This is a genomic window from Anaerobacillus alkaliphilus (assembly GCF_004116265.1).
GTDB lineage: Bacteria > Bacillota > Bacilli > Bacillales > Anaerobacillaceae > Anaerobacillus > Anaerobacillus alkaliphilus.
On sequence record NZ_QOUX01000027.1, the window covers coordinates 64,720 to 86,388 of the forward strand.

At 37.1% G+C, this 21,669-nt stretch carries 16 protein-coding genes; all 16 read right to left on the minus strand.

From position 1 onward, the window contains the following. Positions 1-18 precede the first annotated feature (18 nt). Positions 19-2,136 carry a methyl-accepting chemotaxis protein gene (locus DS745_RS08140; protein ID WP_129077776.1) on the minus strand — a complete coding sequence of 706 codons (2,118 nt, stop codon included), beginning with the start codon at positions 2,134-2,136 and terminating at the stop codon, positions 19-21. Positions 2,137-2,236: 100 nt separating this feature from the next. After that, positions 2,237-3,220, minus strand: a complete 984-nt coding sequence (locus DS745_RS08145) for an aldo/keto reductase (protein ID WP_129077777.1) — start codon at positions 3,218-3,220, stop codon at positions 2,237-2,239. 12 nt (positions 3,221-3,232) lie between these two features. Then, a complete protein-coding gene (locus tag DS745_RS08150) occupies positions 3,233-4,276 on the minus strand; it encodes an aldose epimerase family protein (RefSeq protein WP_129077778.1) in 1,044 nt (347 codons plus the stop codon). Positions 4,277-4,362: 86 nt separating this feature from the next. Then, positions 4,363-5,850 (minus strand): arabinosylfuranosidase ArfA, encoded by a 1,488-nt coding sequence (gene arfA, locus DS745_RS08155; RefSeq protein ID WP_129077837.1) that lies wholly within the window; start codon positions 5,848-5,850, stop codon positions 4,363-4,365. Between the two features lie 38 nt (positions 5,851-5,888). After that, positions 5,889-7,295 (minus strand): glucuronate isomerase, encoded by a 1,407-nt coding sequence (gene uxaC, locus DS745_RS08160; RefSeq protein WP_129077779.1) that lies wholly within the window; start codon positions 7,293-7,295, stop codon positions 5,889-5,891. A gap of 51 nt (positions 7,296-7,346) precedes the next feature. Further along, positions 7,347-7,991 (minus strand): bifunctional 4-hydroxy-2-oxoglutarate aldolase/2-dehydro-3-deoxy-phosphogluconate aldolase, encoded by a 645-nt coding sequence (locus DS745_RS08165; protein ID WP_129077780.1) that lies wholly within the window; start codon positions 7,989-7,991, stop codon positions 7,347-7,349. Between the two features lie 17 nt (positions 7,992-8,008). Further along, the gene (locus tag DS745_RS08170; protein WP_129077781.1) at positions 8,009-8,962 is read right to left on the minus strand and encodes a sugar kinase; all 954 of its coding nucleotides are present in this window, start codon (positions 8,960-8,962) and stop codon (positions 8,009-8,011) included. A gap of 12 nt (positions 8,963-8,974) precedes the next feature. Beyond that, complete coding sequence (locus tag DS745_RS08175; RefSeq protein ID WP_129077782.1) at positions 8,975-9,823, minus strand: SDR family oxidoreductase; 849 nt, start codon at positions 9,821-9,823, stop codon at positions 8,975-8,977. Then, a complete protein-coding gene (gene uxuA, locus DS745_RS08180; protein WP_129077783.1) occupies positions 9,823-10,899 on the minus strand; it encodes a mannonate dehydratase in 1,077 nt (358 codons plus the stop codon). Before uxuA ends, DS745_RS08175 begins: the two co-directional genes overlap by 1 nt. Positions 10,900-10,979: 80 nt before the next feature. After that, positions 10,980-13,046 carry an alpha-glucuronidase family glycosyl hydrolase gene (locus tag DS745_RS08185; protein ID WP_129077784.1) on the minus strand — a complete coding sequence of 689 codons (2,067 nt, stop codon included), beginning with the start codon at positions 13,044-13,046 and terminating at the stop codon, positions 10,980-10,982. 48 nt (positions 13,047-13,094) lie between these two features. After that, the gene (locus DS745_RS08190) at positions 13,095-14,096 is read right to left on the minus strand and encodes an endo-1,4-beta-xylanase (RefSeq protein WP_129077785.1); all 1,002 of its coding nucleotides are present in this window, start codon (positions 14,094-14,096) and stop codon (positions 13,095-13,097) included. A 216-nt stretch (positions 14,097-14,312) separates the two neighbouring features. Next, positions 14,313-15,239: a carbohydrate ABC transporter permease gene (locus tag DS745_RS08195; protein ID WP_129077786.1), complete on the minus strand. Its 927-nt coding sequence runs from the start codon at positions 15,237-15,239 to the stop codon at positions 14,313-14,315. A gap of 15 nt (positions 15,240-15,254) precedes the next feature. Next, the gene (locus tag DS745_RS08200) at positions 15,255-16,262 is read right to left on the minus strand and encodes an ABC transporter permease (RefSeq protein WP_129077838.1); all 1,008 of its coding nucleotides are present in this window, start codon (positions 16,260-16,262) and stop codon (positions 15,255-15,257) included. Positions 16,263-16,442: 180 nt separating this feature from the next. Then, positions 16,443-18,140, minus strand: coding sequence for an ABC transporter substrate-binding protein (locus DS745_RS08205; RefSeq protein WP_129077787.1), 1,698 nt, complete (start codon positions 18,138-18,140; stop codon positions 16,443-16,445). 194 nt (positions 18,141-18,334) lie between these two features. Then, positions 18,335-20,077 carry a sensor histidine kinase gene (locus DS745_RS08210; protein ID WP_129077788.1) on the minus strand — a complete coding sequence of 581 codons (1,743 nt, stop codon included), beginning with the start codon at positions 20,075-20,077 and terminating at the stop codon, positions 18,335-18,337. Between the two features lie 9 nt (positions 20,078-20,086). Then, the gene (locus DS745_RS08215) at positions 20,087-21,667 is read right to left on the minus strand and encodes a response regulator transcription factor (protein ID WP_129077789.1); all 1,581 of its coding nucleotides are present in this window, start codon (positions 21,665-21,667) and stop codon (positions 20,087-20,089) included. Positions 21,668-21,669: the final 2 nt, after the last annotated feature.

The following is a 21,669-nucleotide window of genomic DNA, read 5'->3' on the forward strand; positions in this document are numbered from 1 at the left end:
CTCTTTCTTATATTTAATCTAGTTACTTTGTTCAGTTTTCGTGTTCTTTTCCACATCTTCGCTCGACTCAGTTTCTTCGATATCCTCGGTTACATTCGTTAGTTCATCCTCTACATCTTCCACTTCATCTGTAGCTTCAGAGGCCTGTAAAATAAACACCTTCATTTCTTCGGTTAAAGCTTGTGCCAATTCGTTAAGCTCTTTTGCTGACTCACTAACTTTCATCATCGTAGAAATTTGGTCATCACTTGAAGCTGCAACTTCCTCTGCTGTGGCTGCAAATTCTTCGGATGCTGCTGAGATGTTCTGAATTTTATCATTAATGTCTTGCGACGAGTTACTAAGCGTTGCTAACGTTCCATGAATTTGGCCTGTAAATGATGAAATTAACTCAATCTGTTTCATAATGGCATCAATTGATGTGACTGTTTGGTTAACTGCATCATTTTGTTTTTCACTGTATTCATCTAATGATTTTGCGCCGCTAGCTAACTGTTGCATCTGGTTGTTCATTTCAGAGATAACGTTATGAATGTGTTTCGCTTCTAGCTTTGACTTTTCAGCTAACACTTTTACTTCATTAGCTACAACTGCAAATCCTCTTCCATGTTCCCCAGCTCTTGCTGCCTCAATGCTAGCGTTTAATGCCAGTAAATTCGTACTATCGGATATTTGTTCAATGACACTGACAATCTTCCCAATTTGACTTGAATACTGAGTCACCTTTTCAACGTTTTCTACTAAAATTTCCGCTAGATTAATAAATTCAACTGATGTTTGTCCTAAATCTTGTGCAGCCTTTAGACCATCCTTTCCGGTGCGTAAAGAATTATCGACTTGTTCATTTATTCTTTGTGCTGAAAGATTTGCATCCGTTACTTGTTCTAGCATGGTTGTTATCGTTTGTGCACTAAAATCCACATCCTGCGCTTGACCATGCGCGCCACTAGCAATTTGTTCAATTGCTTCACTCACTTCTTCTGTTTGAGCAAGTGTTTCAGCTGAGATATCCTCTAGTACTGAGGACGAGCTAGCGAGACGTTTGGATACATTGTCAACAATAGAAAACGAGCTTTGAACCTTTGCTGACATTTGATTAAAGACTTTTGCAAGCTCACCCATTTCATCTTTAGAGCTTTCGTCTACTCGATGAGTCAAATTACCGTCGCCGATAATCTTTGCACCCGCCTGAAGACGCTGAACAGAACTTACAATTGATCGATTTAATAAGAAGCTAGAAATAACTAACGTAAGTAAAATAATACTACTAATAATTGCAAGAGTTATATAAAGATTTTTTGTAAAACTACTTTTCTCAGCTTCGATAGCAAGAAAGTCATTTGTAAGCTCTTGGTCAATTCTTGTAACTACTCCTTGAATATCTACAACGATTGTATTAAAGGATAGATTTAAATTCTGTTGCTCAAAGTACAAAGCCGCCACCTTCTCAAGATTGTTACTATATGTGGACAACGTCATATTAAACATACCTTTTAAACCGGTTGTATCCTCAATCTTATTTAGTTCTTGTTGAACCAGATCTAATTGACGGACAAATTTTGTATAATAATTTTGATATGGGAGCATCACAAATTCGTTCTCATATGCCAACATATCCATGTAATCCTTGTGAAACTTTGCTTTATCTGCTTCATTATCGAACAATCCTTGTAGAAAGTCATATCTCGTATGAAGATTTTGCCTAGATGAGTTTATATTATAAATTAGTCCTCTTAGCGGTGAACCTATTTCATCATTAATTTCTACCATCTGATCATATAACTCAATATATTGAGCAGAAAGACTTAATAATTCCTCCGTGGACCCTTGGATAGTAGGATTGCTTGTAAGTAAAGCTAACTCCTCAATCTTAGCATTTACCAACCCAATTTGTTCCCGTGCACTGTCACTACTGCTTCCTCTGCTATTGACATAAATGTAATCCAATTCATAGGTACGAGCATTAGAAAAAAGATAAATAATTTCGGTACCTACCTTTGCAGCCAGTGATGTTCGATCAGCTCGTTCATTCATACCTTCTAAACTGTTAAGCGATACAACAAAAGCGAAGACAGAGATGACGATACCTACAATTGAAATGATTGTTAGTAATCTAATCTTTGTTTTTATTAACAAGATGAGTACCTCCCCCGATGTGAAACCTTATAAGAACATTTACCAATTTTAAACAGTGAACCTAGAGGACAGTTGCCTGTCCTCTTGCTCATAGATAATCCTAGTATACACCACGAATATGCGGATGAACGCTTTCTTGATAAAATTTTTGTAACCTTTCTAACTCTTCTTTAGTAAATGATGGTGTATGAAGCGCTGCTAAGTTTTGAGTTACTTGATGAACATTCTTAAAACCAGGAATGATACAACTAATCTCTTCCTGATCTAAAATCCAACGAAGGGCTGCTTGAGCCATCGTCTCTCTACCTTCAGCAATCCATTGTAACTCCCTGCTTAGCTCTACACCCTTAGCAAATTCTAACCCTGCGAAAGTTTCCCCTACATTGAATGCATCACCATTCCGGTTAAACGAGCGGTGGTCATCTTGAGCAAATGTCGAAGTTTCAGTGAATTTCCCTGTCAATAAACCACTAGCTAATGGCAATCGCGCTAAGATCCCAACACCTTTTTGCTTTGCAGCTGGGAAAAGCTCCTTCAACGGTTTCTGTCTAAAAATATTAAAAATCACTTGTAAAGCTCGTACATTTTCATTTTGAAGACAAAGTAGTCCTTGCTCTGCTGACTCTACACTCACACCGTAGTAGCGAATTTTCCCCTCGGCCTGTAGTTTATCTAACACCTCATAAACCCTTCCATCCTTAAGAACTTCGGTTGGTGGGCAGTGGATTTGATAAAGGTCAATATAGTCTCTTTGCAATCTTCGTAAACTGTCTTCACAATATTGGCGAACCATTTCTTCTGAATAGGTTTTAGGATCGTGAATATCTCCCTGGCGACAAAATTTTGTGGCGATATGGATATCAGCCTCTTTACCTTTTGTTGCCTTTGCCAACAATTCCTCGCTATGACCATTGCCGTAAACATCAGCTGTATCAAAAAAGTTTACACCTTCGTCCATGGCAACCTGAAGTGCTCGGAGGGATTCATCATCATGAACCTCTCCCCATGTGCCACCAATTGCCCACGTACCAAAGCTTACCTCACTAACTTTAATATCCGTATTTCCAAGCTGCCTATATTTCATCTACTCTTCCTCCTACTCAATTGTGCTGAATGTATATTTAGTTGACCTTACATACTCTTCACCTTTTTTAAGGGTCATTGTAGGAAATTGCTCATGGTGGATCGCATCTGGTGGTCCTTGTGTTTCAAGACAAATACCCAAGTGTTTACGTGATTGAACACCGTATACCTGTGTGTTTTCTTGAAGCATATTTCCTGAGTAAACGACAACAGATGGCTCGTCTGTTTCAATAATCAGTTTACGGCCACTCATAGGTTCAGTTAAGACGATCTCTTGTTGATTATTGTGACTCAACATGAACGGATGATCATAACCATTTCCTACTAAGATATTTTGGTGGTCGCTCGAGTTGACACCATCCAAAATTTTTCTACCTTTTCGGAAGTCAAACGGTGTATCATCTACATCTAGAATTTGGCCCGTTGGAATTAGATCATCACCAAGCTCTATAAATGCATTACTCTTTAATTGAAGCTCATGATGTAACACATCATCCTTCAAATCACCGCTTAAATTAAAATAAGAATGATTCGTGACATTTACTAGTGTATCCTCATCACTAGTACCATGATATGTAATGATTAGTTCATTTTCGTTTGTTAATTGGTAAGTTACTTTCATCTCCAAATTTCCAGGATAGCCTTCTTCACCATCAGGACTAGTCCTTGAAAATTGAACCGTTAACTCTTCGTCTTTCACTTTAGCATCCCAGAGAACCTTGTCAAAGCCATGGATTCCACCATGAAGATGGTTTTCGCCATCATTCTTGGCAAGAGTATAGATTTTCCCGTTCAGGTCAAATTCTCCCTTGCCAATTCTTCCTGCCACACGTCCACAAATAGCTCCAAAGAATGGTGAATGTTCAATATAATCCTCTAGTTTGTCAAATCCTAAAACAACGTTTTCGAAGCTACCTTTGTTATCAGGTACGATAATTTTGGTAATGATACATCCGTAATTCAAAACCGATACTATCATACCTTGATTGTTAGTTAATGTGTATAAGGTCACTTCTTGATTATTAATAAAACCGAATGGTGCTCTTGTTACATTCATGTACGTTCACCTTTCCTTTTAAAGAGGGACTCAAATATATCTGGCATTAACTTATCTAATATATTTGAGTCACCTATTATTTTACTTTATTTTTTTGCTAAGCGAATTACATTCCATGACGCTTTTGTTAATAAAGTTTCAATTACACCATTGTTTATTGATGAAACTCCTTTGTTGTGAGGAGCAACCCTCTCATCACCTAGACTATTTACCGCTTTTAAGTTTTCATTCTCCATAACAATGTGTTCAACAATTTGGTACCCTTCAAAACTTCTAACATCACACGATAAATCTAGACTTTCTTCAAGGTGACGGTTAAGAGCAAAAATTGTTAGCTCTTCTTTTTCTTCGTTAAATACGATCGCCGTATCTAAATATGGTACATCTGTAAAGTCCTTTGTATCATAGACTGGTGAAGATACCACTGGTTTTAAAGAAACTCCTCGCCCATAAGTTGAAACATGTTGGTATGGATAGAAGATGGTTTGCTTCCATGCTTTTCCGCCATTTTCAGTCATGATCGGTGCAATTACATTGACAAGTTGCGCCATACAAGCAATCTTCACGCGATCCGAATGACGTAATAACGTCATTAACATTGAGCCTACTAATAAAGCATCCTCAAAGTTATAGTTGTCTTCTAATTGTGGCGGAGCAATTGACCATGGTTCAATCTTCGCATCAGCATCATTGGAATGGAACCAAACATTCCACTCATCGAAGCTTAGGTTCATTGTTTTCTTGCTACGTTTTTTTGCTTTGATGAAATCACATGTTGAGATTACCGTTTTAATAAATTGTTCCATCTCTAAACCATTAGCCAAGAAGTTGGCCGAATCGTTATCGCGATTACCGAAATATTGATGAAGTGAAATATAGTCGGCAACATCATACGTATGCTCAAGAGTTGTCGCTTCCCATTGTGGGAATGTTGGCATCCCTGACCCTGAACTTCCACAAGCAACCAAGTCAATAGAAGGATCCACTTGCTTCATTGCTTTTCCAGTTTCCGCCGCTAACTTCCCATACTCCTCTGCGGTCTTTTGACCGATTTGCCACGGACCATCCATTTCATTTCCTAAGCACCAAGTTTTAATTTTATGTGGAGCTTCATACCCATGGCTTCGACGAAGATCACTCCAATAGGTACCACTAGGATGATTACAATACTCAATAAAGTTTCTTGCTTCATCTATTCCTCGAGTCCCTAAGTTAACTGCCATCATCACTTCTGCATTTACTCGTTTCGTCCAATCCATAAACTCATTGGTTCCAATTTCATTTGTTTCGATTGTTCGCCAAGCTAATTCCAGTCTGCGTGGACGTTGCTCTCTTGGACCAACACCATCTTCCCAGTTATAAGCTGAAACCATATTTCCACCAGGGTACCTGAGAATAGGAACCTGTAATTCTTTTACGAGACTAATAACATCTTTGCGAAAGCCTAGTTCATCAGCTTCAGGATGGCCCGGTTCATAAATCCCTCCATATACAGCTCTTCCTAAGTGTTCAATAAAGGAACCATAAATTCTATCATCGATCGTTGCAATTCTAAATTCTTTATCTATCACCATTTTTGCTTTTTTTATGTTTGTCAAAACAACTCATCTCCTTAGTCTATATTTACCTGAAAATACTCTTTCGCATTGTTAAAACATATATCTTGGACTATTTGTCCTAAATGCTTATAGTCTTCTGGTGCCTCTCCTTTTTCTACCCAATCTCCTATTAGCTGACAGAGTAGTCTCCGGAAATACTCATGCCTTGTATAAGATAAGAAGCTTCTTGAATCGGTTAGCATTCCGATAAACGTGCTAAGTAAACCGAGATTAGAAAGGTCTGTCATCTGGCGGAGCATGCCATCTTTTTGATCGTTAAACCACCAACCTGATCCAAATTGAACTTTCCCTTTTACCTCTGACTGAAAGTTACCACAAGCAGTGGCAATGACATAATTGTGGACTGGGTTTAATGAATAAACAATTGTTTTCGGTAGCTCGTTCGATTTATCTAATTCATTTAAGAAACCATTTAATTGTCTAGCTAAAGAAAAATCATGAATTGAATCAAATCCTGTGTTCGCACCTAGTAACGAATGCATTCTAGAACTGTTATCCCTAATTGCTCCTACATGCAGTTGCATCGCCCATCCTAATGTGTGATAGAGTCTACCTAAGAATAATAAAATATGGGTTTTGTATTTCATTTCCTCTTGTAGTGTCACTGTTTCACCAAGTCTTGCTTGTAAGAAAATCTTTGAAGCGTCCTCAAAGGTACATTCTTCAAAAGGAAATGTTTCTAGTCCATGATCAGAAATTCTGCAGCCTACTTCGTGAAAATAGTGAGCACGACTATCCAATGTAGCAAGCAAATCCTCATACGTTTTAATCGGTATTTCACTAACATCAGATAACGTATCAATATAGTCGTTAAAGCTAGACTTTGTAAGTTCAACGGCTTGATCCGGTCGGAAGGTTGGAATAACTTTTGTATTAAACTCCGGGATTCCTCTCAGTTGTTTGTGATAATGTAAATCATCAACGGGATCGTCTGTCGTACCAACGACTTTTACATTTGATTTCTCAATTAACTTTTGAGTAGTAAAATCAGCTGCTTGTAACTGTTTATTACAATGGATCCAGATCTCTTCACTTGTTTCTTCATTAAGCAATATGTCTGTATTGAAATATCTTTGAAGTTCTAAATGGCTCCAATGAAATAACGGGTTTCCTATTGTATAAGGAACTGTTTTCGACCATGCCTGAAATTTTTCGAAATCAGTTTTCTCCCCAGTGATGAACTCTTCAGAAATACCTAAACTTCTCATAGCTCGCCATTTATAATGATCACCATGTAGCCATATTTCTGCTAAGTTACTAAACGACTTATTTTCAGCAATCTCCTTTGGGCTTAAGTGACAGTGGTAATCATAGATAGGCATGTCTTTTGCGTAGTCATGGTATAAAATTTTTGCAGCTTTATTATGTAATAGAAAATCCTCAGTAATAAAAGGTGTCATAACATCCTCCTTAGTAGAGGCAATTCATAGAAGGAATTGCCTCATAATGACTTACTTATTACCTCTAGCCAATCTCACTTCATTTACAAATTGCTGTGCTCGTTCTGTTAGCTTTGCACAATATTCTTCATCAATAGTTTCTTTCGTATTAACAAGAGTACTACCAACTCCCGCAGCAACTGCACCTGCTTTTATATAAGATCCTACGTTTGTTAGGTCGATACCACCTGTTGGCATCATCGGAATGTGTGGTAGTGGTCCGCGCACATCTTTAAAGTAACCTGGCCCCATGATATTAGCTGGAAAAACCTTAATGATATCTGCGCCATGCTCGTAGGCAGTAAGAATTTCTGTTGGTGTCAATGCACCTGGTACACTTAACACGCCATATCGTTTCGTCATTTTAATTGTCTCTACATTAACAACCGGCGAAAACACAAACCTAGCCCCTGCCATTATTGCCGCTCGAGCCGTCTCAGGATCTAATACAGTGCCAACACCAACAATTGCTTCATCCTTTAACTCATCAGCGACCATTTCAACCAATGAAAGGATCTTTGGAGTTTCAACAGTTAATTCTAATGCCGTTACTCCACCTTTACTTAAAGCTTTTGCAATTGGAATGATATTGTCTTTGTTAGCCCCTCGAATAACCGCAACAATACCACTGTCTTTAATTTGTTTAATTAAATTCATATATCCTCCTTGACCTACTATCTACTAATATCTTCCCCAGTAGGTTCACACATAAATTGTCGTAACTCTTCTCGATCAGGTAACCCCTCAAAATCTCCGACTACTTGTGTCGCAAGAGCACCGACTGCATTTGCTCTCTTTACTACTTCTTCTAATGGCAGCTCATCTAAAAGACCAGAAATCACACCTGCTGCAAAGCCATCTCCTGCACCAACAGGATCGATAACTGTCTTTACTTTAAAGCCTGGGACAAATTGCATTTCGTCTTTTGTAAAATAGTACGCACCTTTTGCACCTGTCTTTAAAATGACTACTTGAGCCCCTTGGTCTAAAAATAATTGTCCTAATGTTTCTGGATCCGTTTCCCCGAACATGAATGTTCCCTCATCAACACCTGGAAGAATGATGTCTGCTAAAGCAGCTATTTCGAGCAATACCTTTCTTGCTTGTTCTTCAGACCATAATTTTTTTCGGAGATTAGGGTCAAAGACTATCTTTAATCCGTTTGCTTTTGCTATTTCGATCACACGAATAATCGTCTCGTAACAACTCTCACTTAACGCAGGAGTAATGCCTGTAATGTGTAGATATTTTGCTTTCGCAATATAGGCTTCGTTTAGGTCACTTGGGGACATCGTACTTGCAGCTGAGCCTTTTCGATAATATTGGACGCGAACGTTATCGCCGCTTCGAACTTCCTTAAAATACAGTCCAGTTTGAGCTGTTTTTTCAAGCTTTACCTCGCTAACATCTACACCTTCACCACGGACGAATGAGAGAAGTGACTTCCCGAATTCATCGTCTCCTACTTTACTAATCCAACCTACCTGGTGACCTAACCTTGTTAATCCGAAAGCTACATTCGTTTCTGCTCCACCAAACTTTCGTGAATAAGAATGTGCATATCTCATTAACGGAGAGGACTCAGGTGTTAGCACTACCATCGTTTCGCCAATCGTCACAACATCCATATTTATGTCTCCTTACACACCAGAGTAAGCCATGAACCCACCGTCAACAGGAACCGAAATACCAGTGACAAAGCCTGAAAGGTTTTCATCAGCTAACCAAAGTAAAGTACCAAACAGGTCTTCAGGTGAACCAAAACGTCTCATTGGAGTATGTGAAATAATTTTTTCCGACCTTGGCGTAAGACTGCCATCTTCATTTTGCAATAATTTTCTGTTTTGCTCTGTTAAGAAAAATCCAGGTGCAATGGCATTTACACGTACTCCAACTGGTGCCATATGAACAGCTAACCATTGCGTAAAGTTATCAATACCGGCTTTTGCAGCACTATATGCAGGTACTTTTGTCATCGGACAAGGCGCACTCATCGATGAAATATTGATTACAATTGCACCTTTTCGATTGAGCATTTTTTTCGTGAAAATTTGTGTCGGAATTACCGTGCCAATAATATTTAAATTAAATACATGGTTGAAACCTTCAAAGCTAAGGTCAAAAAAGCTTTTAACCGCAGGATTTTCGATATCTTCTATTGCTAATGTTTCGTTTGTTGTAGAACCATCAGGGTGGTTTCCACCAGCTCCATTTATTAGGATGTCGCAAGCTCCAAATTCTGATGCTACAATTTCTTCTGCTTGTCTTACACTCTCGATATCAACAACATTACAAGCAATGGCGATTGCCTCGCCACCCGCTTCTCTAATTTCTGCAGCTACCTTTTCTCCTTTTTCCACAGTGCGGTTCAGGATCGCTACCTTGACGCCATGTCTAGCAAGTTCTTTTGCCATGGCTCCACAAAGTACGCCACCTCCACCAGTAATAACCGCTACTTTTCCTTGTAAGTTACTATTTATTGTGATCATTATTTCGTCTCCTGTTCCTTCATTCTCGTTAAGCTATCCCAGATTCCCCACATATACATGATCCCTAAGCCACGATCATACAATCCGTATCCTGGGCGACATTTTTCATCCCAAATATGTCTGCCGTGGTCTGGTCTTGCATAGCCTGTATATCCTACTTCATGGTAGGCTTTTACAATTTCAAGGATATCGACTGTTCCATCTTGACTACGATGTGAAGTTTCAATAAAATCACCGTTTTCAAACACTTTTACATTTCTAATATGAGCAAACGGGATGCGATCAGCAAATTCGTGTACCATGTCGGCAACGTTGTTTTCTGGATTGGCACCTAACGAACCACTACATAAAGTTAGACCGTTGGATGGACTGTCTACGAGCTGAAGCAATCTTCTTAAATTCTCCTTGCAAGTCATAATTCTCGGTAAACCGAAGATTGGCCATGGTGGATCATCCGGATGGATCGCCATTTTAATATCATTTTCCTCAGCAACTGGAATGATCTCTTCTAAGAAATATTTCAGATTATCCCAAAGATTTTCTTCAGATACATGTTTATAGGCTTCAAATAAACCTGATAAATGCTTTAGACGTTCTGGCTCCCAACCTGGCATTGTAAAATCAGGATTGTCTGAAATCATTTCTACTAATTTCAGTGGGTCCATGTCATCAACGATAGCTTTTTCGTAAAATAATGCTGTAGATCCATCCTCTAACTCTTTAAAAAGATCAGTTCTCGTCCAATCAAAGACAGGCATAAAGTTGTAGCAGATAACCTTTACTCCTACTTCTCCTAACTTTTTAATTGTCTTTTTGAAGTTTTCAATATACTCATCTCTGGTAGGCAGACCTAGTTTAATATCTTCATGAATGTTGACACTTTCCACAACATCAATGTTTAAACCGGCTGCTTCTGCTTGCTTTTTCACTTCTAAAATTCGATCCATTGGCCACTCTACTCCAGCGGCTAAATCATGTAGAGACCAGACAATCCCTTCAACACCTGGGATATGTTTGATATGCTTTAAACTTACCGTATCATTTCCTTCACCAAACCAGCGAAACGTCATTTTCATCCAAGACACCTCCAAAAATAGTAAAAAAGAAAACTTGGCTATTCACCAAGTTTTCTCGTTATGGCGTAAGCCCCATTATGTTAATAAATTGTGCGGTTTAACTCGTCCGCAATCCCTGATTTACGATAGAAGTACGTATTAATAATGTCACGCCATTCCTTAGAATGCTCCGCTTGTTCTTCTTGTCTTGCTAGAACATGACGAAATCTTACATCATCCACTTTTCCTTCTAATGCTAACCAGCGATTTTTTAATTCTTCAGCTTCTTCAACACCTTCAAAATGAGTGTTATAAATATGTTGAATTACGGACACACCTGATTTTAATTGATGTGTATAGGGAACGTGATGGAAGAACAATAACAACTCATCTGGGCAAGTTTCAATTGACTCGTAAAAACTCGTATTTTCAGGGAAGTATTGCCCTGTATAGCCTGTTCCTGTTGCGACTGTACGATCAACACCAATCCCTTGTAAGTCCGCAAAGTGATACGTACCCCATCTGTCATACTCATAACCATCAACGTTTGGACCGTAATGATGATTTGGATTTACCATCCAACCTACTCCAAGTGGCGATGTATATTTTTCATAAATGCTCCATGATTTTAGAAGCATCTCAGTAACAGTTTCAACAACCTGAGGATCGACTCCAAACGTTGCTTTTACCCACTCATTCGTAATTTCCTCTGTAGATAAATCTGGGTTCCAGATTAAACGGCCATAACCGTAAAGATTAGCTTGTGCTAATGTATGTCCAGTCCAGTTCATATCGTTACCTACATTGACAACAGCTGTAATTCCTGAGTACTTATACTCGTACATACTGCCATCAACGACAGACTTTACTGGTGACCCTTCACCTTTTGCATACGTTTCAAAATCAAGAATTTCCTTCCACTGTGGAATCAGGTAACATAAATGTCTTTGCTGACCTGTGTATTCTTGAGTGATCTGGAATTCTAGTATTTGATTGGTACTTGGCATTGCGCCAAATAACGGTGATACGCCTTCACGTACTTGGAAGTCCATTGGACCGTTTTTAATTTGTAAAAGGACATTGTCTTTAAACTGTCCATCTAACGGTTTAAAATGATCATAAGCTGCTCTCGCTCTATCAATCGAACGGTCGCGCCAATCTTGTAAGCAATTGTAGACAAAGCATCTCCAAAGCACAATACCATCAAATGGTTCTAATGCTTCTGCCAACATATTTGATCCATCTGCATGATTCCTGCCATAGGTGAACGGACCAGGGCGATGTTCCGAGTCAGCTTTTACGACAACTCCACCGAAATCAGGAATATAGCTATAAATCTCTTTTGCTTTTTCTTTCCACCAATGACGAACATTCTCATCAAGTGGATCAGCTGTTCCTAATCCGCCTAATTGAATTGTACTAGCATAGTTAACGCTCAAAAATAGTTTAATTCCGTAAGCACGGAATATATCTGCTACTCTTGCTACGTCAGGTAGGAACTCTTCAGTTATCAGGTTTGTTTCTACCTCATGAACATTTACGTTATTAATTGTTGTCCCATTAATTCCAATCGAAGCTAATAATCTTGCATAGTCTTTAATTCTTGAGAAATCCTCCACAAATCGATTATCTTCAAAAAAGATAGACTTACCAGCATAGCCACGTTCAATGCTCCCGTCCATATTGTCCCAATGATTTAGCATCCGTAACTGGTTTTTTGGATTTTCTACAATTTCGATATCTACTAAACTCACTTCAGTTTGCACTAATCTTAGTAAGTGGAAAACACCGTATAAGACACCTTTATCTGTTTTCCCATAAACCAATACTGAGTGAGTTTCTTTATCTGTCTTAAGTATATAACCTTCTTCATTTAGCTGTGAAGAATGGTCACCTACCAATGTAGTAACTAGATCAATTTTAGTGTTTTGAGTAGCAAGAATTATATTTGATGCTTGGCCAGCTTGATCTGAACATTCCAAGCTAGTATCTAAAATTGCCTGAATACCTTTAACCAACTCTTCTTTTGCTGTCCCTAAAATTTCACTTTCTTCAGACATGACAAGTCTCTTGAAGAAAGTTCTATATTCCGCTTCTAAATTAGCATTTGTAAGTTTACTAAAACGTAACCAACCTTCATATCCTGTGTTTTCTTTAAGGGCGTTCATAGGATACCTCCAACATTCGTTTCGAAACTACTTTGAGAATGAAACGATTTATTTTATATCAGTAATTTTCCAAAAAGAATTCTTTGGTTCACCTTTTTCGTCTAAGACGAATGGCCAATTTTTTCTTCCTACTACCGGGAAATTACTTAACCACGTATAGCGATCGTTTGCTCCCCAGAATGTTACGTTCGTTATGACATCACGGTATTCTCTAAATAGTTGGAAGAATTGATCATAGCGCGTAGCTTGCAATTCTAACATTTCTTCCGTTGGTGCTGTTAAGTCAGCACGTTGGTCATCCCATTTAAATACCGATACATCCATTTCCGTTATTTGTAACTGTAAACCTAACGACGCATAGCGTTCGATGGCTGCACGGATATCATCCAAATTAGGTTCAAATATATTCCAATGAGCTTGCAAGCCAATCCCGTGGATCGGAACATCTTTTTCTAGTAAAGATTTTGCAAGGCGATAAATTCGTTCACGTTTCTCAGGATTTGATTCATTATAATCATTGTAAAATAGGGCTGCATTAGGGTCTGCTTGATGAGCAAATTCAAACGCTTTAGCTATAAAGTCTTCACCAATGATATCTAACCACTTAGACGGCCGTAAATATTCTGCATTATCATCTGAGATCGCTTCATTGACTACATCCCAGCTATAGAAACGCCCTTTATATCGTCCCATAACTGTTGAAATATGCGTTTCCATTCTCTTCAATAACGTTTCGCGATCTACTTGTGAGCCATCTTTATTTGTAAACACCCAATCTGACGTTTGGTTGTGCCAGACTAGGGTATGACCACGTAATTTCATTTCATTTGCATCAGCAAAAGCAACTAACTTATCAGCATTATCAAAAGTAAAGTTACCTTCCTGTGGTTGAAGGAGTCCGAATTTCATTTCATTTTCTGCAGTTAAACTATTAAAGTGTTTTATTAAACTTTTTTCCTCAGAAGTTAATGTATAAGTATTTACCGCTGCACCAATTGAAAAATAATCTTTATACACTTCATGAAGTGCAGGTATGTTTTTTTGTTCCATGTTTACCTCCCATTTCTACATAAAGTTTCACCCGTCTACGAGTATGGTAAGCAGACGGGTGATATTTATGATTCTTGTTCTTTTAAGATGCTAGAGATAGATAGATTCCTTTTTTAAAACAAATTAGAAATCTCTTCTTGTACACCTATCAATATAGTGATATACTTTTTACAGTTATACATAAAGTTTTTAGGATTGACAAAGCTAGGGCGATTATTATCCTTTTACTCCACCTAAAGTTAAACCTTTAACAAAGTATTTTTGTAAGAATGGGTACACACAAATAATAGGAATACTTACAATCATCGTCATCGCTGCGCGAATAGATGTTGGTGTCACTGTGTTTGCACTTACATTACCCGCATTGGCAAAGGCGTCTGCGGCCGTCCTGGAAGAAGTATTGGCACTTGACGTTTGTAAGATTTTCATTAGTTCGTATTGAAGGGTGCTTAATTCTGGTTTTGATGAGTTATATAGGAACACGTCAAACCAAGAATTCCACTGACCTACAGCAACGAATAAAGAAATTGTTGCAATTACTGGTAAACTTAATGGCAATGCGATTTTGAAGAACATTGTAAACTCGCCCGCACCATCAATCTTCGCTGATTCAAAGATTGTATCAGGTAAACCTTCAATAAATGAACGAACAACAATTAAGTTAAATACCCCGATAATCCCAGGAATGATATAGATCCAGAACGTTCCGATCAATGAAAGTTCTCTCATTAATAAATACGTTGGAATTAAACCACCACTGAAATACATAGTTAATACGAAAGCGATTGTTACAAATTTACGTAGTACAAAGTACTGACGACTAATTGTGTAAGCAACCATCGCTGTACAAAAAACTGAGATTGCAGTTCCAACTACTGTTCTTAAAACTGAAATGAGCCCTGCATGTAATAATTGAGATTCACCAAATACATGTTGATAGCTATAAAACGTAAATTCTCTCGGCCAAAGGTATATTCCTCCTCTGATTGAGTCTGTAGCGTCATTCAGTGATACTGCTAACGTATTTAACATTGGGTATAACATTACAATACATAATAAGATTAAAAATACCGTATTCACTGAGTCAAAGATGATATCATCTATAGAACGTTTACGACCTGTTAATTTAGGTAAAAATTTCATGATGCCCCTCCTCTTCTAGAATAGTCTCGCTTGTCCTAGTTTCTTAGCAATATGATTTGCTGAGAATAAGAAAATAAAGCTGACTACAGTTTTAAAGATACCTGCTGCTGTTGCTAAAGAGAAATTCCCCATGGAAATACCGTATCTTAATACGAAAATATCTAAGTTTTCAGCATAATCCATATTCATTGGGTTCATTAACAAGTATTGTGCTTCAAACCCTGAATCTAAGATATAACCCATGTTCATAATTAAAAGAATAATAATTACTGGTTTCATAGCTGGTAGAGTAATATACCAGATTTTTTGGATCCTAGTTGCTCCATCAATTTCAGCTGCTTCGTACTGCTCAGTATCAATCATAGCAATTGCCGCTAGATAAATAATTGAGTTCCAACCAACGTTTTTCCATACATCTGAAGCACCAATAATACCCCAGAAATATTCTCCTACTCCTAACCATAAAATAGGCTCTTTTAAAATTCCTAAGTTTACTAGTAAAATGTTAACAATTCCGTTTTCCATAGATAGTGAGTAAGATACGATACTTGCTGCTACTACCCATGATAAGAAGTGTGGCATGTAACTAATTGTTTGTACAACACGTTTGAACGTCAAATTCTTTAATTCATTTAATAGAATAGCCAATCCAATCGCTGTTACAAATCCTAGCACTAAGTTGATAAAACTCATCGCAATTGTGTTTCGCATTACTTCTAAAAATCTCGGATTTGAAAATAAAAATTCAAAGTGCTTAAATCCAACATACGTTTGTTCTAATATTGGTCTAGCTGGTTTAAAATCTTGAAACGCCATTGTCCAACCGTATAGCGGTACATATCTAAAGATAAATAACCAGATTAAAAACGGAAGACTCATGAGTAATAATGCTCTTTGTTCTTTACATTTGTACAAGAATAACTTAAAGCCTTTTGGTCTTTCTTTTGGCTTTAACGGACTTTGTCCGATTGATGGTTGTGGTGATGTTTGTAATGACAATGGTACTCCCTCCTTGTTGTACATCGTTGAATGGTTTAGTAAAACTAAGGCTTGCCGCCCTTTTAGTGCAAGCCTTAATTTTACTAAGAGTTGGATTTTCACATTCCACAAGGAACATTTGTTCCAAATGGGAAAAAGTGAAGCTGTGACAATCCAAGTATTCGGTTTGTCACAGCCTCGACCTTTACAGCCAGAATGTAAAGATTACCATTCTCCTCTAATTCTTTGCTTTACAACCTCAGTATAGAAGTTCTCATAAGATGCTACATCTAATTTTCTATAATTTGTTTGGAACTCATTCCATTGAGCTTCAAACTCAGCTTCATTAGCTGCAAGTACGATTCTTGGGTAGTATCTTCTTACTAACTCATCTGCTTGTTGGTTAAAGATTTGTTGAGGAGAACCTTGCTCCATGTTTGCACTCCAAACTGGGTACCAAGGACGATCGTCTGGATCAGAGAATAATTGAGCGAATGTTTCAATTCCATAAGCATTTAAATATTCTTTATCACCTTCTGTGTAAGAAGCTAGAGCAACTTCTGGTTGTCTACGCGGTTCAACAGCATTACCGTCAGAGAATGAACCGTTGATACGAGGCCAGCTCCACTCGAAGTAAGTCATACCTAATGCATCTCTCTCTTCTTGTTTTTGCGTTAAAGCAATTTGTTCTTCTGTACGGTAGAAACGACCGTTTGCATCTACTGAGTAATGTTCGCCTTCAAAGCCCCACATTACTAACTTTTGCGTTTCTTCTTTAACTAACTCATTCCAGAATTGGATGATACGCTCTGGATTTTTAGCATTAACTGTAATCCCTACTCCACGGTTGTTTGTAAACGCTGGTGGATCTAAATATTGGTCTTTAATATTTTCATCAAATACGATTGGTAATGCCATGAACTCACGATCAGGATTTCCAGCAGTTCTTAACGCGTCACGAGCTTGACCCCATTGCCAGCCGTAATCGAAGAAACCAAGTACACGTCCTGAAGTTAATTTTGCTAAATACTCATCATAGTTAGCAACGAACATTTCTCTGTCTAACATACCTTTTGCATTTACTTCATTTAACTTTTGTAAATAACGTTTTGCATAATCAGAGTCAGCATAAACACTTGCTACGTTAGTATTCATGTCGATCATTACGCCACCGTCGTTTGGATAACCAGCTAAATGGTTAGGTACGTTAGAGAAAGCGAAAAATCTCCAGTCATACGTTAAACCTGTGAAAGGAATTGCATTCATACCGTCAATTTGCGGATTAGCTTTTGCATAACTTTCGATTAACTCAAAGTATTGATCTAAAGTTTTGATTTCCGGGAAACCAGCGTCTTTAAGAATTCCACGTTGGATCCAGAAAGCACCTTGGTCAATGTTTGGATTTGGAATATATTCGTTAACAGTTGCACCAAATGGAATATAGTAGATGTTTCCGTCTGGTTGTGTCATGTGTTGAATATAGTCTCCATAAGCTGCCATAAGATCAGGAGCGTGCTCTTCTAGTAAAGCATTAAGCGGAATTAAAGCACCTGCATCTAATAATGTATCGATTGCAGCATCTGGAACAATTACGTCAGGATAATCGCCACTAGCGACCATAACCCCAATACGAGTGTTCATGTCACCAACAAGATGTTCTACTTTAAAATTAACCCCTGTTTTTTCTTCAAGGATTTTACCAATTCTTGTTGTGTTTGTATCAATGTCTTTTAGTGATGTAGCTGCATTGAAATACGAATAAGTTACTGGTGTTGTATCAATTGTAGCTGTTTCACCATCTGTAGTTGTTTCTGTGTTTGTGTTAGTTTCTTTGTTGTTTGTTGCTTCTTCTTTATTCGAACAAGCAGCAAAGATTAGGACAAATGACAACATTAATAATAACAAATAACTTCTTTTTAACATTTTGCAACCCCTCTCTTTTTTAGGTGCTCACTTCTTGTAAGCACTTTCATTATAGCGCTTTCAACGCACCAACATGACCCACTAAACTATAGTTTAAACCCTGAAAAATTTAGTTCATTTGTTCTGCTATTTTTGACCTAAAAAGGAAAAGGCTAACTCTCATTCACTAAAGAACTAGCCTCACAATTTTATTATTACTTTTCACTTTTTAACTTAATTATAATTGTCGTTCCTACATTGGGTTCACTATCAATAGTAAAATCAAAGCTATCTTTGTAATAAAGCTTTAAGCGATAGTAAACATTTTTAATTCCAACACTCTCACCCATACTATTTTCATTCTTTAATCCATTAATTAGTTGCTGTAACTTCTCTTTTGTCATACCAGCCCCATTGTCTCGAAGAGTATAGACAATGTCGCCTTCGATCAATTCGATTTTCACATGAATTTTCCCCTTGTCTTTAACGGCTTCAATCCCATGAATACTCGCATTTTCGACAAAAGGTAAGAAGGCTAGATTTGGTATAATACAATCATAAGCATCATCATCAACTTCAATTTCGTATTCCAACTTATCTCCAAAGCGATACTTTTGAATTTCTAAGAAGCATATCATTAACTTCATTTCCTCACGAACAGTTACCCATTCTTTCCCCCATGTTAGGGAATTCCTGAATATCTTGGCCATGTTTTGAATAATCTTCGCTGTCTCTTTCTCATCTTTCATAAGACTGCGCATCCTAATCGTTTCTAAAGCATTAAATAAAAAGTGTGGATTTATTTGACTTTGCAAGGCACTAAGTTGCGCTTGTTTTTCTTTTAGTTCTAAATCTTTCTTTTCAATCTTGGCTACATACACTTCATTTATTAGTTTATTTATCGTCCTTGACATTCTGTTGAATTCTTTTGTTAGTTCACCGATCTCATCCAAATCGTCTGAAGCCTTAATGATGGCAAAATCCTGATTTTTCATTTTCCTCATATGTCTAAGAACACGTGATAAACGAACATGCAGGGATCTTGAAATAAGGATAATAATTAGTGTAGGAACAATAAATGTAATACTTGCTAAAAGAAAGATAAAACGTCTCGAATTATACAGTTCTTGCAGGATTTCCTGTTGAGTAATCGTCCCAACAACTTTCCAGCCTTTAAAATAATTAGTTTGTAATAATTTTTCCTCTAAGAATATCGTGTCATTTGAAAATGACAGAGTATCCAAATTTACTATACTAGTCCTCCAGTCGATACTCATATCGTTAGAGAACTCAATGTCACCATGTTCATTTAATAAATAAATATTACCTGGAAACGAGATGTTTTCGAAGATCCTTTTAACAGTCAATTGATTAATATCAATTTTAATAATCTTCTGCATGTCCCTTTTCGTTATATAATAATCCAATTCACTGAACACACTAAATAAGTGACTTTCTACAGTGGGATTTGGTCTCATCACAACTGGGTACTTTGAATTGCTAACGCGATTGTACCAGGTTGTCTCTTTCGTTTGTTCTGATATAGGACGAACTCCTCCTGCAAAGATTACTGTAGGATTATCTGTGTAGAAGGTAATCGACTGGATTGAATAATAAAGCGGACTAAATCGATTATAATTTCTAAGGTAGACGTCATAAGCGTCAATATATTCAATAGTAGTCCCATATTCTTTTTCAAAGAAATCATAAACAGTTGAGTCTGTATAAAATCTCGTAGCAACCCCTACAGCCTGATCAATTGTCGTGATAAATTCACTTGTTACCTGATCTAGGACTAATTGAACATCGTGCATTTTTTGATTTTTTATATTGGTCATAGTCACTTGATAAAATGCAATATTGGTAAGCACTATTGGTAGGAAAACGCATGAGATATACAGGATTAACAGTTTATTTCTTAATTTAATATTGTTTAATCTGTATTTAGTTGAAAACATTTTTTATTCCTACTCTACATTATTTTTTAACAGTTGATTTCGGTATTCTGTAGGCGTTAATTTATTTATCTTTTCGAACTGAGTAACAAAGTAATCAGTACTACCGAATCCTACTTTGTCCGCTACTTCGTAGACACGCATATCCGTTTGCCTAAGCAACTTTTTTGCTTCATCAATTCTTATCTTTAGTAAAAATTCCTTAAAGTACACACCAAAAGTTTTCTTAAATAATTGTCCCATATACACAGGATTCATATAAAATTTATTGGCAATGCTTTTCAGGCTAATATTTTGGTGATAATTATTTTCAATGTACGACTTAATCTTGTGAATATCGCCTTTCATATTCTCTTTTCTCAAAGATTGAATGATTGTTGAACCTTCAATGATAAAAGAGTAAAGCCTTTGTTTTAGCTCATGTAGTGTTAAATTATCATCTTCCCAATCAAGCATTGCTTTTAGTGTACTAAAACTATCTTTGTCACCATCCATGTCGTTCACGGTTTGAATGATTCCATGAACACAGCGATCGATCGAAGTCTTTACTGATTTAGGAGTGAAAATCTTGGTTTGAAATTCAAGGAAAATTTGATCAACAGTTTTTTTAATAGCTTCAATATTATTTTCTTCAACCTGCTCCATTAGAGAAATATAAATTTTTGCATCTAATTCATTATATTTCACTTCAATATCTTTAACAGTCTCGTAATTAATCGATTGTTCCTTTGCATTTTCAAGAATATATTTATAATGACGAATTTGATTTGCAGTTTCGTATGATTTCTTAAGTTCGGAGATATTCTTAGCTTTTGCTCCAATACAAACAGTCATTTCTTTGTTAGACTTTTGCTTTAGTATTTTTTTAAACTCACTTGAAAAAACAGCAATATCCCCTTTATATGTCTTCAAGTACGATTCTGGTAGCAAGATCCCTACAGCATAGTCTGGTTGCTGTTGCACTAGCATTTGATTTTTTTGATCAGTTAACTTTAAAATGATTTCTGGGACTTCTGTGACTAACGTTTTTATAGTAGCTTCGTCATCTACATGGGTAAGATTATTTAACTCGACTAAGAGATAATAGTAGGCTTCTTTCTCAAGATTTAGATATCTCGTCCATTCAGCCTCTTCGTTTTCTTCAAAGGTACCTTCTAAAATTTGAGTAATGATTTGTTCAGCTATTACCTTTTGTTGTTTCTCACTTTCAATCTCCTCTAGTTTTAACCTTTGTGAAAGCTTATAAAGCGTTTCTTCGAGTTCGTCTTGATCCACCGGTTTTAGTACAAAATCAAGTACATTATACCTAACTGCCTGCTGCGCATACGAAAAATCATTATATCCACTAATTATAATGAACTTTGTTTCATTCTCAATTTCTCTAACTTTCTTAATCAATGTTAACCCATCAACAACTGGCATTCTGACATCGGTAATAACGAGATCCGGCTTTTCCTCGAGAATTATTTTAAAAGCATCTTCTCCATTGTCAGCCTCCCAGGAAATTTCAAAGCCATACTGCTCCCAATTAATTAAGCTACTTAAACCCTTCCGAACAAATACTTCATCATCAACTAATAACACTCTATTCATTT

Excerpts from the sequence above, each read along its gene's own strand:
- DS745_RS08145 (WP_129077777.1), bottom strand. The coding sequence starts at position 3,220 with ATGAAATATAGGCAGCTTGGAAATACGGATATTAAAGTTAGTGAGGTA.
- DS745_RS08150 (WP_129077778.1), bottom strand. The coding sequence starts at position 4,276 with ATGAATGTAACAAGAGCACCATTCGGTTTTATTAATAATCAAGAAGTG.
- arfA (WP_129077837.1), bottom strand. The coding sequence starts at position 5,850 with ATGGTGATAGATAAAGAATTTAGAATTGCAACGATCGATGATAGAATT.
- uxaC (WP_129077779.1), bottom strand. The coding sequence starts at position 7,295 with ATGACACCTTTTATTACTGAGGATTTTCTATTACATAATAAAGCTGCA.
- DS745_RS08165 (WP_129077780.1), bottom strand. The coding sequence starts at position 7,991 with ATGAATTTAATTAAACAAATTAAAGACAGTGGTATTGTTGCGGTTATT.
- DS745_RS08170 (WP_129077781.1), bottom strand. The coding sequence starts at position 8,962 with ATGGATGTTGTGACGATTGGCGAAACGATGGTAGTGCTAACACCTGAG.
- DS745_RS08175 (WP_129077782.1), bottom strand. The coding sequence starts at position 9,823 with ATGATCACAATAAATAGTAACTTACAAGGAAAAGTAGCGGTTATTACT.
- uxuA (WP_129077783.1), bottom strand. The coding sequence starts at position 10,899 with ATGAAAATGACGTTTCGCTGGTTTGGTGAAGGAAATGATACGGTAAGT.
- DS745_RS08185 (WP_129077784.1), bottom strand. The coding sequence starts at position 13,046 with ATGAACGCCCTTAAAGAAAACACAGGATATGAAGGTTGGTTACGTTTT.
- DS745_RS08190 (WP_129077785.1), bottom strand. The coding sequence starts at position 14,096 with ATGGAACAAAAAAACATACCTGCACTTCATGAAGTGTATAAAGATTAT.
- DS745_RS08195 (WP_129077786.1), bottom strand. The coding sequence starts at position 15,239 with ATGAAATTTTTACCTAAATTAACAGGTCGTAAACGTTCTATAGATGAT.
- DS745_RS08200 (WP_129077838.1), bottom strand. The coding sequence starts at position 16,262 with ATGTACAACAAGGAGGGAGTACCATTGTCATTACAAACATCACCACAA.
- DS745_RS08205 (WP_129077787.1), bottom strand. The coding sequence starts at position 18,140 with ATGTTAAAAAGAAGTTATTTGTTATTATTAATGTTGTCATTTGTCCTA.
- DS745_RS08210 (WP_129077788.1), bottom strand. The coding sequence starts at position 20,077 with ATGTTTTCAACTAAATACAGATTAAACAATATTAAATTAAGAAATAAA.
- DS745_RS08215 (WP_129077789.1), bottom strand. The coding sequence starts at position 21,667 with ATGAATAGAGTGTTATTAGTTGATGATGAAGTATTTGTTCGGAAGGGT.